At 60.6% G+C, this 13,377-nt stretch carries 13 protein-coding genes; 9 read left to right on the forward strand and 4 right to left on the reverse strand.

Annotated features, from left to right (window positions below):
- The first annotated feature begins 7 nt into the window (after positions 1 to 7).
- The 4 genes from V6R85_RS16650 to V6R85_RS16665 are packed head-to-tail and all read left to right on the forward strand — an operon-like array spanning position 8 to position 3,611.
- Positions 8 to 1,015 carry an ABC transporter permease subunit gene (locus V6R85_RS16650; protein WP_003508673.1) on the forward strand — a complete coding sequence of 336 codons (1,008 nt, stop codon included), beginning with the start codon at positions 8 to 10 and terminating at the stop codon, positions 1,013 to 1,015.
- A complete protein-coding gene (locus V6R85_RS16655) occupies positions 1,012 to 1,926 on the forward strand; it encodes an ABC transporter permease subunit (RefSeq protein ID WP_003508674.1) in 915 nt (304 codons plus the stop codon). Before V6R85_RS16650 ends, V6R85_RS16655 begins: the two co-directional genes overlap by 4 nt.
- A gap of 3 nt (positions 1,927 to 1,929) precedes the next feature.
- On the forward strand, positions 1,930 to 2,769 hold the full coding sequence (locus tag V6R85_RS16660) for an ABC transporter ATP-binding protein (protein WP_020813549.1): 840 nt from the start codon (positions 1,930 to 1,932) through the stop codon (positions 2,767 to 2,769).
- A complete protein-coding gene (locus tag V6R85_RS16665) occupies positions 2,766 to 3,611 on the forward strand; it encodes an ATP-binding cassette domain-containing protein (RefSeq protein ID WP_003508678.1) in 846 nt (281 codons plus the stop codon). Before V6R85_RS16660 ends, V6R85_RS16665 begins: the two co-directional genes overlap by 4 nt.
- 51 nt (positions 3,612 to 3,662) lie before the next feature.
- On the opposite strand, the gene V6R85_RS16670 is transcribed toward V6R85_RS16665, so the two are convergent.
- The gene (locus V6R85_RS16670; RefSeq protein ID WP_111792982.1) at positions 3,663 to 5,132 is read right to left on the reverse strand and encodes a mannitol dehydrogenase family protein; all 1,470 of its coding nucleotides are present in this window, start codon (positions 5,130 to 5,132) and stop codon (positions 3,663 to 3,665) included.
- 107 nt (positions 5,133 to 5,239) lie between these two features.
- On the reverse strand, positions 5,240 to 5,914 hold the full coding sequence (locus V6R85_RS16675; RefSeq protein WP_111792983.1) for a GntR family transcriptional regulator: 675 nt from the start codon (positions 5,912 to 5,914) through the stop codon (positions 5,240 to 5,242).
- 229 nt (positions 5,915 to 6,143) lie between these two features.
- On the opposite strand from V6R85_RS16675, the gene V6R85_RS16680 reads away from it, so the two are divergent.
- Positions 6,144 to 7,262, forward strand: a complete 1,119-nt coding sequence (locus V6R85_RS16680) for a mandelate racemase/muconate lactonizing enzyme family protein (protein WP_111792984.1) — start codon at positions 6,144 to 6,146, stop codon at positions 7,260 to 7,262.
- Positions 7,263 to 7,449: 187 nt separating this feature from the next.
- On the opposite strand, the gene V6R85_RS16685 is transcribed toward V6R85_RS16680, so the two are convergent.
- Entirely contained in the window at positions 7,450 to 8,472 is a 1,023-nt protein-coding gene (locus tag V6R85_RS16685) for an LLM class flavin-dependent oxidoreductase (protein WP_003508682.1), read from the reverse strand.
- 136 nt (positions 8,473 to 8,608) lie between these two features.
- Positions 8,609 to 9,526: a LysR family transcriptional regulator gene (locus tag V6R85_RS16690; protein ID WP_031234580.1), complete on the reverse strand. Its 918-nt coding sequence runs from the start codon at positions 9,524 to 9,526 to the stop codon at positions 8,609 to 8,611.
- A 233-nt stretch (positions 9,527 to 9,759) separates the two neighbouring features.
- Between V6R85_RS16690 and V6R85_RS16695 the strand changes: the two genes are divergently transcribed.
- From V6R85_RS16695 to V6R85_RS16710, 4 genes are read left to right on the forward strand one after another with little or no spacing between them, the layout of a single operon-like run.
- Entirely contained in the window at positions 9,760 to 10,968 is a 1,209-nt protein-coding gene (locus V6R85_RS16695) for an ABC transporter substrate-binding protein (RefSeq protein ID WP_060723414.1), read from the forward strand.
- 29 nt (positions 10,969 to 10,997) lie between these two features.
- A complete protein-coding gene (locus V6R85_RS16700) occupies positions 10,998 to 11,783 on the forward strand; it encodes an ABC transporter ATP-binding protein (RefSeq protein ID WP_111792985.1) in 786 nt (261 codons plus the stop codon).
- 1 nt (position 11,784) lies between these two features.
- A complete protein-coding gene (locus V6R85_RS16705; protein ID WP_020009981.1) occupies positions 11,785 to 12,486 on the forward strand; it encodes an ABC transporter ATP-binding protein in 702 nt (233 codons plus the stop codon).
- A gap of 2 nt (positions 12,487 to 12,488) precedes the next feature.
- Positions 12,489 to 13,376 (forward strand): branched-chain amino acid ABC transporter permease, encoded by an 888-nt coding sequence (locus tag V6R85_RS16710; RefSeq protein ID WP_026363562.1) that lies wholly within the window; start codon positions 12,489 to 12,491, stop codon positions 13,374 to 13,376.
- Position 13,377 lies beyond the last annotated feature (1 nt).

Consider the following 13,377-nt stretch of genomic DNA (forward strand, 5'->3'; position numbering starts at 1 on the left):
AAAAACCATGATCCGGTTCATTCTCGGCAAACTCCTCTACCTCGTTCCGACATTTCTCGGGATTACCTTCGTCGCCTTCGCCTTCGTGCGCGTCCTGCCGGGCGATCCCGTGCTGTTGATGGCGGGCGAGCGTGGCATTTCGCCTGAGCGGCATGCGCAGCTTGCCGAACAGCTCGGCTTCAGCCAGCCCGTCTGGCAGCAATATCTTCATTTCCTCGGACGGCTGCTTCAGGGCGATCTCGGCAATTCGCTGGTCACCAAGAAGCCGGTTCTCACCGAGTTCCTGTCGCTCTTCCCCGCGACGGTCGAGCTTGGTCTCGTCGCAATCATCATCGCAACATTGATCGGCGTGCCGGTCGGCGTCATTGCCGCCATCCGTCGTGGTTCCTGGTTCGACCAGATTTCCATGACCACCGCGCTCGTCGGCTTCTCCATGCCGATCTTCTGGTGGGGCCTGCTGCTGATCATCATGTTCTCCGGCATCCTGCAATGGACGCCGGTGTCGGGCCGCATTTCGCTGATGTATTTCTTCCCCTCCGTTACCGGTTTCATGCTGATCGACAGCCTGATTTCGGGGCAGAAGGGCGCCTTCCTGTCGGCCTTTTCGCATCTCATCCTGCCGTCGGTCGTGCTTGCCACCATTCCGCTGGCGGTGATTGCCCGCCAGACGCGCTCGGCCATGCTGGAAGTCATGGGCGAGGACTATGTGCGGACCGCACGCGCCAAGGGCATGTCGCCCGCCCGCGTTGTCGGCGTCCATGCGCTTCGCAACGCCATGATCCCGGTCATCACCACCATCGGCCTCCAGATCGGCGTGCTGATGGCTGGCGCCATCCTGACCGAAACCATCTTTTCCTGGCCGGGCATCGGCAAGTGGATGATCGATTCCATCTCGCGCCGCGACTATCCGGTCGTGCAGAGCGGCCTGCTTCTGATCGCGGGTCTGGTAATGGTCGTCAACCTGCTTGTCGATCTGACCTATGGCCTCATCAATCCGAGGATCCGTCACAAATGACCGATGTGATCACCACCCCCGGCGTCCGCCTTTCGGACGCCGCCATCCGCCGCCGGATGATCGCCGATTTCTGGTTCTACTTCCGTCAGAACCGCGGCGCCGTCATCGGCCTTGCCGTCTTCATTCTCCTCGTCCTCATCGCGGTCTTTGCGCCCCTGATCGCGCCGCATGATCCGACCCAGCAATATCGCGATGCGCTGCTCGTCCCGCCGGTCTGGCAGGAAGGCGGTCGTGCCGGCTTCTTCTTCGGCACCGATGCGGTCGGGCGCGACATGCTGTCCCGCCTGATCTATGGCGCACAATATTCGCTGTTCATCGGCGTCGTTGTCGTCTCCATCGCCCTTGTCGGCGGCATCGTTATCGGTCTCGTCGCCGGCTTTTTCGGTGGCTGGGTCGATACCGTCATCATGCGCGTCATGGACGTCATTCTGGCGTTTCCGTCACTGCTTCTGGCGCTGGTCCTGGTCGCGGTCCTCGGGCCGGGGCTCACCAATGCGATGATTGCCATTGCCATCGTCTACCAGCCGCATTTCGCCCGCCTGACGCGTGCTGCCGTCATGAGCGAACTCCGGCGCGAATATGTCACCGCCGCCCGCGTGGCCGGCGCCGGCAATTTACGGCTGATGTTCAAGACCATCCTGCCGAACTGCCTTGCGCCGCTGATCGTTCAGGCAACGCTCTCCTTCTCGTCTGCGGTTCTCGATGCCGCAGCCCTCGGCTTCCTCGGCATGGGTGCACAGCCGCCCGCTTCCGAATGGGGCACGATGCTGGCGGAAGCGCGTGAATTCATCCTGCGCGCCTGGTGGGTTGTCACCCTTCCGGGCCTGACGATCCTGATCTCGGTGCTCGCCATCAACCTCATGGGTGACGGCCTGCGCGATGCGCTCGATCCCAAACTGAAGCGGAGCTGAGCAATGAGCCTGCTGAAAATCAAGAACCTCACCGTCAAATTCGCCACCGCCACCGGCGCCTTCACGGCCGTCGACGGGATCGATGTCTCCGTCGACAAGCACGAAGTGCTGGCGATCGTCGGCGAATCCGGTTCCGGCAAGTCGGTTTCGATGCTCGCCGTCATGGGGCTTCTGCCCGATACGGCGACGATCACCGCCGATGAGATGACCTTTGACGGCATCAACCTGCTCGCCATGTCGCCGCAGGAGCGCCGCAAGCTGATCGGCCGCGAGATCACCATGATCTTCCAGGAGCCGGTCGCCTCGCTCAACCCGTCATTTACGGTCGGTTTCCAGATCGAGGAGGTTCTGCGCCTCAATCTCGGCATGAGCGGCGCTGCCGCGCGTGCCCGGGCTCTGGAACTGTTTCGTGCCGTGGGTATTCCCGAGCCGGAAACCAAGCTCAAGGCTTATCCGCACCAGATGTCGGGTGGCCAGTGCCAGCGCGTGATGATAGCGATTGCGATCGCCTCCAAGCCGCGCCTGCTGATCGCCGACGAGCCGACCACCGCGCTCGACGTGACGATCCAGAAGCAGATCCTCGATCTCCTGATGAATCTGCAGACGGAATATGGCATGGCGCTGATCCTCATCACCCACGACATGGGCGTCGTGGCGGAAACCGCGGATCGCGTCGTCGTGCAATATAAGGGCCGCAAGATGGAGGAGGCGGATGTCTTAAGCCTGTTCGAGGCCCCGCAGCATCCCTATACCAAGGCACTGCTTTCGGCCCTGCCGGAAAATGCCACCGGCGACCGTCTGCCCACGGTTTCCGATTTCTTCGGCAAGGAGGGCGTTCAATGAGTATCGTTGTCGAAGGCAAGGGCATTACCCGCCATTATCACGTTCCCGGCGGCATCTTTGGCGGCGCCAAGACGGTTCAGGCCCTCAAAGGCATCGATTTTGCCGTCGAGCGCGGCAAGACGCTCGCCATCGTCGGTGAGTCCGGTTCGGGCAAGTCGACGCTTGCCCGCATCATCGCGCTGATCGACCCGGCATCCGGCGGTGAACTCAAGATCGAAGGCAAGCCGGTCGATATCGCCAAGCGCCGCCCCGATACGGTCATGCGCTCCAAGGTGCAGATGGTGTTCCAGAACCCCTATGGCAGCCTCAACCCGCGCCAGAAAGTGGGTGATGTGCTGATGGAGCCGCTGCTCATCAACACGAAAATGCCGGCTTCCGAGCGCCGCGAGCGCGCCGAAGCCATGCTGGTGAAGGTTGGCCTCGGTCCTGAGCATTTCAACCGCTATCCGCACATGTTCTCGGGCGGCCAGCGCCAGCGTATCGCCATCGCGCGCGCACTGATGCTGAACCCGGCGCTGCTGGTGCTGGATGAACCGGTCTCCGCGCTCGATCTTTCGGTGCAGGCGCAGGTGCTGAACCTGCTCCGAGATCTGCAGGAAGAATTCGAACTGACCTATGTTTTTGTCAGCCACGATCTTTCTGTGGTGCGCTACATCGCCGATGACGTGCTGGTCATTTCCAAGGGCGAGGCAGTGGAGCAGGGCACGCGCGAGGAACTTTTCGCCAACCCGAAGCACCCCTATACGCGCCAGCTTTTTGCCGCGACACCGATCACGGATGCCGACGCCATCCGCGCCCGCGTGGAGCGCCGCAAGGCGGCACGGCAGGCCGCGACGGCTTAAACGCGAGACGCCAAAGTTGAGAACAGGCCGGATTTCCGGCCTGTTCGTCTTTCAGGACTTCAAAAATATGCCGATGGCGGCGAGTGCGCCAAGTTCCCTGACGTTGCGATAGGCGGCTTTCAGGTTCGAGACGAAGGTTTCATTGCCGGGCAGATCATCGCCGAACGTGCGTTTGAACGCGAGAAAGCGGTCGATAACATCGTCCGGTGCCATTGCCAGCTGATCCGGCGCATCCCACTCCCTGAAGGCCGGATCGAGAATCGTGATCGGCTCTCCCTTTTCGTTCCTGTCCGCGCATGACCTGATCCAGAGGGCCACGGCAAAAATGACAGCGCCGCTTCCGGCGTTTTCCTCCAGCAATTCGCGTAAGGGCGCAAGAATACGCAGCGGCACCTTCTGCGAAGCGTCGGAGGCGATCTGCATGGTCTTGTGCTGCAGAGAGGGATTGGCGAAACGTTCCCGCAGGCCGGCTGCGAATTCCGCACCATCGACGACAGGGTCCAGCGTCCGGCCGACCTCGCGCCAATAGGCGTCGATGAAATCGCGCACGGTCTTTTCACCCCAGGCATCGGCCACCGTCGCAAGGCCGGCAATCTGGCCAATGGCGGCAATGGCGCTATGAGAACCGTTCAGCATTCGGAGCTTCATATGTTCGTACGGTTCGACATTGCCGACAAATTCCACGCCTGATTTCTCGAGCGCCGGCCTTCCATGAGGAAAGTGGTCTTCTATGACGAAACGGAAATAGGGTTCGGCAACGACCGGCCACGCATCACGCAAGCCGAGTGCGACCGAAATCGCATCCCGGTCCGCATCCGTGGTGGCGGGAACGATCCGATCCACCATTGAGCAGGGGCAGGCAATATTGGCTTCGATGAAGGAGGCCAGTTCCTTATCCGCAAGGTTGGCGAATTCCAGCAGCAGCTTTTGCAACACATGGCCGTTGGCGGGCAGGTTGTCGCAGGACAGCAGCGCCAGGGGCCGAGAACCCTCTTTGCGCCTGCGCCGCGTGGCCGCAAGGATGAAGCCGAAGATGGAACGCGGCCTGTCCGGGTTTTCGAGATCATGGACGATATCAGGGTGTTCGCGCAGCAGGCTGCGGGAGGCGAGATTGGTCAGGTAGCCCTTCTCTGTCACGGTCAGGGTGACGATGAGAACGCGCGGATCGGCCATCCGCTCCACCAGCCGTTCGGGGTCTTCCGGGGCAACGATGGTTTCCAGAATGGAGCCGATGATGCGCAGGCGCTCGCTTTGGCCATCACGCAGGCAAAAGGTGTAGAGATTGTCCTGCGGTTCGATGGCGTCGCGTGTGTCCGGACTGCGCAGCGACGCGGCGACGATGCCCCATTGCGTCTCACCGCGGTTAAGGCAATCATCGATGAAAACCGCCTGATGCGCCCGGTGAAAGGCGCCGACGCCGAGATGCACGATGCCGGGCGTGATCTTCTCACGCTCATAGGCGGGTGTTGCTACTGTTTGCGGCAGGCGGGGCAGGGTTGCAGCGGAAAGCCGGTCTGTCATCGACGCGAAATCCCCGTACGGAGCGAGATGGTCGCGGCTCGCGCCGATGGAATTGCGACGCTCGGGTTTTCGCGCATGTCAGTTCCTCCCCTTGTCTTTTGAATGGATCAGACACCGGCCTCTTTGAGCAGCCGGACCTGGCGCAGCGTATTCTGCCGGCTGCGCTCGAGATGCCGCCACAGGGCATCGATGATCTGGACCTTGCTGCCGGCGGCAATGGCGTCGGCGATATTCTGGTGTTCCTCGACCGAGCGGGCGTAATCGCCGAGGATCGAGACGAAAACCGTGTGGGTCTGGTCGAGAATGCGCCCATGCGAGCCGGAAATGACGGGAATGCGCGCCGCCGAAACAAGAGTCGTATGGAAGCTGCGATCGTAAAAAAGCGCTTTCGACAATTCGTCCAGCGTCGAGCCCTTGGCGAATTCACGATGTTTCGTCAGGCTTTCCAGAAGTTCCGCGTGCAGCGCTCCATCCAGTTGGCCGGCGTCGAAAGCCACTTCCACCGCGCCTTTTTCGAGCAGCATTCTGGCGGCGTAAAGTTCTTCCACATCCTCCACCGTGAAATCGCGCACCACCATGCCGCGCCGGGAGGAATTGACCACCAACCCGTCAGCTTCGAGTTTCAGGCAGGCTTCTTTCACCGGTGTGGGGCTGATGCCGAGATCGGCGGCAAGCTCATTGGGCAACAGGCGTTCGCCGCCGCGCAATCTGCCGCTGACGATGCGTGCGCGCAGTTCCTGATGCGCCTGTTCGGCGAGCGTGATTTTGACCAGCGTGTTCATGGCTGCATCATTGCCCAGCTTCGCGGGACAGGCAATGGCTGAATATTAAAAATAAAAAATTTTTTATTTTACAAAAGCCGATTTTCCTTTAGCTCTATCTGCCAGCGGAAGCGGGCTGCTGGAGGAGGGTGGCCTGCAAATTCCCGAAAGCCATCCGCGCGATCTCTGATCGCGGGGCGGTGGCGTCTGTTCCTCCCCGGAAGCAATCAGCATCGAGGACTGACCGATCATGAAAATTACCGCCGTCGAACCTTTCATCCTGCACCTGCCGCTGACCTCGGAGTCCATTTCCGATTCCACCCACAGCATCACCCATTGGGGCGTCGTCGGCGCGAAGATCACCACCAGTGACGGCCTTGAGGGCTATGGTTTCACCGGCACCCATGCGCATCTGCCGTCGGACAGGCTGATCACATCCTGCATCAGCGATTGTTATGCGTCCTTGCTGGTGGGAGAGGATGCGTCGGAGCATTCAAGGCTGTGGACGAAACTTGCCCGTTATCCCTCGCTGCAATGGGTTGGCCGCGCCGGCATCACGCATCTGGCGCTGGCCGCGATCGACGTGGCGCTCTGGGACCTGAAGGCGAAAAAGGCGGGCGTGCCGCTCTGGCAATATCTCGGCGGCGCGCGCACAGCGGCGGTGGAAGCTTACAATACCGATATAGGCTGGCTTTCCTTCACGCTGGAGGATTTGCTGGCGGGCAGCATGAGGGCGGTGGAGGAAGACGGCTTCACCCGCCTGAAGATCAAGGTAGGGCATGATGATCCGACTATCGATATCGCCCGCCTTGCCGCCGTCCGCAAGCGTGTCGGTTCGTCCATTCGCATCGCCATTGACGGCAACGGCAAATGGGATTTGCCGACCTGCCAGCGTTTCTGCGCGGCGGCGAAGGATCTGGATATCTACTGGTTCGAGGAGCCGTTGTGGTATGACGATGTGACGAGCCACGCGCGGCTGGCGCGCAATACGTCCATTCCGATTGCGCTCGGGGAGCAGCTCTACACGGTGGATGCGTTCCGCTCATTCATCGATGCCGGCGCGGTGGCCTATGTCCAGCCGGATGTGACCCGGCTCGGCGGCATAACCGAATATATCCAGGTTGCCGATCTCGCGCTCGCCCATCGCCTGCCGGTGGTGCCGCATGCCGGCGAAATGAGCCAGGTGCATGTGCATCTGAGCTACTGGCACCCGGCATCGACCATTCTCGAATATATTCCGTGGATCAAAGATCATTTCGAAGAACCGATCCATGTCCGTGACGGTGTTTACAAGCGCCCGGAACACCCCGGCGCCAGCACCACGCCTCTGGCTGAAAGCTTTGCCCGCTATGGCAAATCGGTAAAATGAGCAGCGGTATACAGCCCGGATTTTAAGGGAGGGAAAGCCCGTCCTCCGTCATGCCGGACTAGATCCGGCATCCAGCCACGGCGCGTCTGCGCCGTGAAAAGAGTCTTTCGCGATCAAAGACTTGATCGCGCTGGACCCCGGATCAAGTCCGGGGTGACGGAGTGTGGATGATGCAATTTTTCCAAATTTAGCGCCAGCCGAGTGCCGGCGCTACCTGCTTGAGGATCGTCTCGATCACATGGGCGTTGTAATCGACGCCCAGCTGGTTCGGCACGGTCAGGAGCAGCGTGTCGGCCTCGGCGATGGCTTCGTCGGCCTTCAGCTGTTCAATCAGCTGCTCCGGCTCGGCGGCATAGCTGCGCCCGAAGATCGCACGTGTCTTGTCGTCGATGTAGCCGATCTTGTCATCACCTTCGTTGCCGTAACCGAAATACGACCGGTCGCGATCGTTGACGAGGGCGAAGATGCTGCGGCTGACCGATACACGCGGCTCGCGGGCATGTCCGGCTTCCTTCCAGGCTTCCCGGAAGGTGCGGATCTGCTGCGCCTGCTGGACATGGAAAGGCTCGCCCGTTTCGTCCGTCTTCAAGGTGGAGCTTTGCAGGTTCATGCCAAGCTTTGCCGCCCACACCGCCGTTGCATTGGAACTCGAACCCCACCAGATGCGCTCGCGCAGCCCTTCGGAATGCGGTTCCAGCCGCAGCAAGCCGGGCGGGTTCGGGAACATCGGACGCGGGTTCGGCTCAGCGAAACCTTCGCCCTTCAGAAGTTCGAGGAAGACTTCGGTGTGCTGACGCGCCATGTCTTCTTCGCTCTGGCCTTCGGCCGGACGGTAACCGAAATAACGCCAGCCATCGATCACCTGTTCCGGCGAGCCGCGGCTGATGCCGAGCTGCAGGCGTCCGCCGGCGATGAGGTCGGCCGAACCGGCATCCTCGGCCATGTAGAACGGGTTTTCATAACGCATGTCGATGACGCCGGTGCCGATTTCGATCTTTTTCGTGCGGGCGCCGACGGCGGCCAGAAGCGGGAAGGGCGAGGCAAGCTGGCGGGCGAAATGATGCACGCGGAAATAGGCGCCGTCGGCTCCCAGTTCTTCCGCCGCGACGGCGAGGTCGATCGATTGCAGCAGCGTGTCCGCAGCCGAGCGGGTCTGCGACTGGGGCGAGGGCGTCCAGTGGCCGAAGGAGAGGAATCCGATCTTTTTCATGATGACCTTCCAGATGTCGGAGGATGCCGGTCGTCACAAACCGGCTTCGTTGTTGTCAGTCATATAGGCAACCGTGCGCATCCTCCAATCGGCCACCCGTAAACACGGTGTCGCCGAAATGTGAACGATGACCGCGTCAGGCGATTGTTCTGCGGTCCAGGATGAAGAGATTTTCATGCGCGCGTGCGGTCGTGAGGATGAAATCCATCAGAGAGCGTACCCGCGGCACATTGGCGAGATCGTGGTGGCTGGTCAGCCAGTAGCCGCGCCGCAGTTCCACCTCACCGGCAAGCACCATCTGCAGGTCTGGAAAACGTGCCGCGATGAAATTCGGCAGGATGCACAGGCCCCTGCCGCTCAGCGTTGCCGTCAGCTGCGCGAAAATGCTTGAGGACTGAAAGCCCGGACGCAGGCCGGGCATCACGTCGCGCATATAATCGAGGCCCGGTGAGAAGATCAGGTCCTGCACGTAGCCGATAAAGAAATGATCGGGCAAATCCTCGCGCCGGGTGATTTTCGGGTGGCTGGCGAGATAAGAGCGCGAGGCATAGATATGCAGCGTGTAATCGATGATCTGTTCGTTGATGTAGGGACCGGCTTTCGGCGGGTCGAGCGTGACCGCCACATCCGCCTCCTTCCTCGACAGCGCCATGATCTGCTGGATCGTCACCATCTCCACCATGATGTGAGGATGGGTGATGGCGAAGTCTTTCAGCCTTTCCACGAAGAAAAAATTGGAAAAACCCTCGGGCGCACTGAGCCGCACCACGCCGCGCAGCAGGCTGCCGCTTTCGGAAATATCCGATTGCAATCTTTCCGCTTCCGCCTCGATGCGCTCGACGGTATCGACCAGCCGCCGCCCGACCGTGGTTAGCTCGTAACCACGCGGGTTTCTCTCGAACAGCTTGGTTTTAAGCGAGAATTCCAGCCGGTCGATGTGGCGGGAGACGGTGGCGTGGCTGGTGCGCAGGCTTCTCGCCGCCGAGGAGAGCTGTCCGGTGCGGGCCACGGCCAGAAAATATTGCAGGTCGTCCCAGGTGAAAGGGGTGGCCATATTTGTCTTCCATCAAGAGTTCTGTTCAAAAATGAACAGTTCCTGTTCGCAATTTGATGATGCCCAGCTCTTGTGTCAACGACCGAATTCGAGAAGTCTAGGCTCAGGATGCATCGCTTTGAGGAGGGCGGTGTGACCAATCAGGTGCAATGGCATGGAAACCCCCGACGCGGTTTCGTTCACCATTGCACAGACCCATCTGAGGCTCGCAATCATCTCTGGGAGGAGAAGTCATGCGCAAGAGTATCCTTTTATCCACGGCCATGGCACTGGCCGCGGGCACCGCCGCTTATGCCGCCGAGATTTCAGACGGCAAGGTCAAGATCGGTATCCTGAACGACCAGTCGGGTGTCTACGCCAATTTCGGCGGCAAGTACTCTTATGAAGCCGCGAAGATGGCGGTTGAGGATTTCGGCGGCAAGGTGCTGAACGCGCCGGTTGAGGTGGTGACCGCCGACCACCAGAACAAGGCGGATGTGGCCTCCAATATCGCCCGCCAATGGTACGATACCGAACAGGTCGATTCGATCATGGAGCTGACCTCGTCGTCGGTCGGCCTTGCCGTGCAGGCGCTCTCCAAGGACAAGAAGAAGATCACCGTCAACACCGGGGCGGCAACCACCGAACTGACCGGCAAGCAGTGCAGCCCCTATGGTTTCCATTGGGCCTATGACACCTATTCGCTGGCGGTCGGCACCGGCGGCGCGCTGGTGAAGCAGGGCGGCGACAGCTGGTTCTTCCTGACCGCAGATTATGCCTTCGGTTATTCGCTGGAAGAAAATACCGCGAATTTCGTCAAGGCCAATGGCGGCAAGGTGCTGGGCTCCGTGCGCCATCCGCTTGCCACGACGGATTATTCCTCCTTCCTGCTGCAGGCGCAGTCCTCGGGCGCGAAGGTCATCGGTCTTGCCAATGCCGGTCTCGATACCTCCAACGCCATCAAGCAGGCGGCCGAATTCGGCATCGTCGCCGGCGGCCAGCGGCTTGCGGCTCTTCTCTTCACGCTCGCCGAAGTCCACGGCCTCGGTCTTGAAGCAGCCCAGGGCCTGACGCTGACGGAAGGCTTTTATTGGGACCGCGACGATGAATCGCGCAAATTCGGCGAACGCTTCAAGGAACGCACCGGCGCCATGCCGAACATGGTGCATGCCGGCACCTATTCCGCCGTGCTGCATTACCTGAAAGCCATCGAAAAGGCCGGCACCGACGATGCTGATGCCGTCGCCAAGGCCATGAAGGAAATGCCCGTCAACGACGTCTTCTCGAAGGATGGCCATGTGGCCGCCAATGGCCGCATGATCCACGACATGTATCTCATGGAAGTGAAGAAGCCGGACGAGAGCAAGCAGCCGTGGGATTATTACAAGGTGCTCGCCACCATTCCCGGCAAGGAAGCCTTCATGGACCCCGCAAAAAGCGGTTGCCCGCTGGTAACGCAATAAAAGACTGACGCAATAAAGGGGAAAGTTTCATGACGATCGCTCCCGCCCCCGCCGGGCAGGCCGAACCTCGCGTCGTTCTTTCGGCGCGTGGTCTCACCAAGACCTTCGGTGCATTCGCAGCCGTGAAAAACGTCGATCTCGACGTGCATCACGCCCGCGTGCATGCGCTGATCGGCCCGAACGGCGCCGGCAAGACTACGGTCTTCAATTTGTTGACCAAGTTTCTCCAGCCGACGGGCGGGGCGATCACCTTCATGGAAACGGACATAACAAGGACGCCGCCGGACAAGGTGGCGCGTCTCGGCCTCGTCAGGTCCTTCCAGATATCGGCGGTGTTTCCGCATCTAACGGTTCTGGAGAATGTGCGGGTGGCGTTGCAAAGGCCCAACAACCTTTCAACGCAATTCTGGTTACCCCTGTCGTCGCTCGACAGGCTCAATGCGCGCGCCGAGGAGCTGATCGCAACGGTTGGCCTGACGCGGGAAAAACATGCGCTTGCGGCCGATCTTTCCTATGGTCGCAAGCGCGTTCTCGAAATCGCCACCACGCTGGCGCTCGACCCGAAGGTGCTGCTGCTTGATGAGCCGATGGCCGGTATGGGCGGGGAAGATGTCTCGCATGTCGCCGAGCTCATCCGCGAGGTGGCCAAAACCCGTGCGGTGCTGATGGTCGAACACAATCTGAAGGTCGTGGCCGATATCTGCCACCACGTCACGGTGCTGCAGCGGGGGGAAATTCTGGCGGAAGGCGATTATGCCGCCGTTTCCGCTGATCCGCGCGTGCGCACGGCTTACATGGGCACGGAGGAGGCTTGATATGGCGGCAATGCTCGAAGTCTCCAACCTGAAATCCTGGTACGGCGAAAGCCAGGCCCTGCACGGCGTCGACCTGACCGTCGGCGAAGGCGAAACCATCACCATTCTCGGACGCAACGGCGTGGGCAAGACCACGACGCTGCGCACCATCATGGGCATCATCCGCAACCGCAAGGGCGTCATCAAGCTCGGCGGCAAGGATCTGATGCCGGTGCCGCTGCATCGCACGGCGAAATACGGTCTTGGTTTTGTGCCGGAAGAGCGCGGCATCTTCGCGACGCTGAGCGTCGAGGAAAATCTGAAGCTACCGCCCGTCGTCGCATCCGGTGGCATGACGCTCGATGAAATCTACGAGCTGTTTCCCAATCTTTACGAACGCCGCACCAGCCCCGGCACCAAGCTTTCCGGCGGCGAGCAGCAGATGCTGGCCATGGCGCGCATCCTGCGCACCGGTGTAAAGGTGCTGCTGCTTGACGAACCGACCGAGGGACTTGCCCCCGTCATCGTGCAGCGCATCGGCGAGGTGCTGCAGAAACTGAAGAGCCGCGGCATGACCGTGGTTCTGGTCGAACAGAATTTCCGTTTTGCGAGCCGCATCGCTGACCGTTTCTACCTGATGGATCACGGCCAGATGGTCAGCAATTTTCCGGTCGGCGAGCTTTCCGGCCGCATGGGCGAGCTCAACAAGGTGCTGGGGGTTTAACCATGACAATGATCTTCGGCGTTCCAATTCAGGCACTGCTCGGGCAATTGCTGGTGGGCCTCATCAATGGGTCCTTTTATGCGCTGCTGTCGCTCGGCCTTGCCGTCATTTTCGGCCTGCTGCGCGTCATCAATTTTGCCCATGGCGCGCAATATATGCTCGGCGCTTTCGTGGCCTTTCTCGGCCTTCAGTATTTCGGCATCACTTTCTGGGTGGCGCTCATCGTCACGCCGCTTGTCGTCGCACTTTTCGGCGCGATCATCGAACGCTTCCTGCTGTCGCGGCTTTATGATCTCGATCCGCTTTACGGGCTGCTTTTCACCTTCGGCCTGGCGCTGGTGGTGGAAGGCACGTTCCGCTGGCTTTATGGCGCGGCGGGCCAGCCCTATTCGGTTCCCCGCGAGCTTGCCGGCGGCACCAATCTCGGCTTCATGTTCCTGCCGAATTACCGCGCTTTCGTCGTCGTGATTTCACTCATCGTCTGCATTGCCACCTGGGCTTTGATCGAAAAGACGCGTCTTGGCTCCTATCTGCGCGCTGCCACCGAAAACCCGACATTGGTGCAGGCTTTCGGCATCAATGTGCCCGTTCTCCTGACGCTGACCTACGCGCTGGGTGCGGGCCTTGCCGGGTTCACCGGGGTTCTCGCCGCGCCCATCTATCAGGTCTCGCCGCTGATGGGCACCAACCTCATCATCGTCGTCTTCGCGGTTGTCGTGGTCGGCGGCATGGGGTCGATCATGGGCGCCATCGTCACCGGTTACATGCTGGGCGTCGCAGAGGGCCTCACCAAGGTGTTCTACCCGGAAGCCTCCAATATCGTCATCTTCGTCATCATGGCCTTTGTGCTGCTCATCCGCCCCGCCGGACTTTTCGGAAAGGACGCCTGAT

It is taken from the genome of Agrobacterium sp. CCNWLW32 (assembly GCF_037083425.1).
In the GTDB taxonomy this organism is placed as follows: domain Bacteria; phylum Pseudomonadota; class Alphaproteobacteria; order Rhizobiales; family Rhizobiaceae; genus Agrobacterium; species Agrobacterium radiobacter.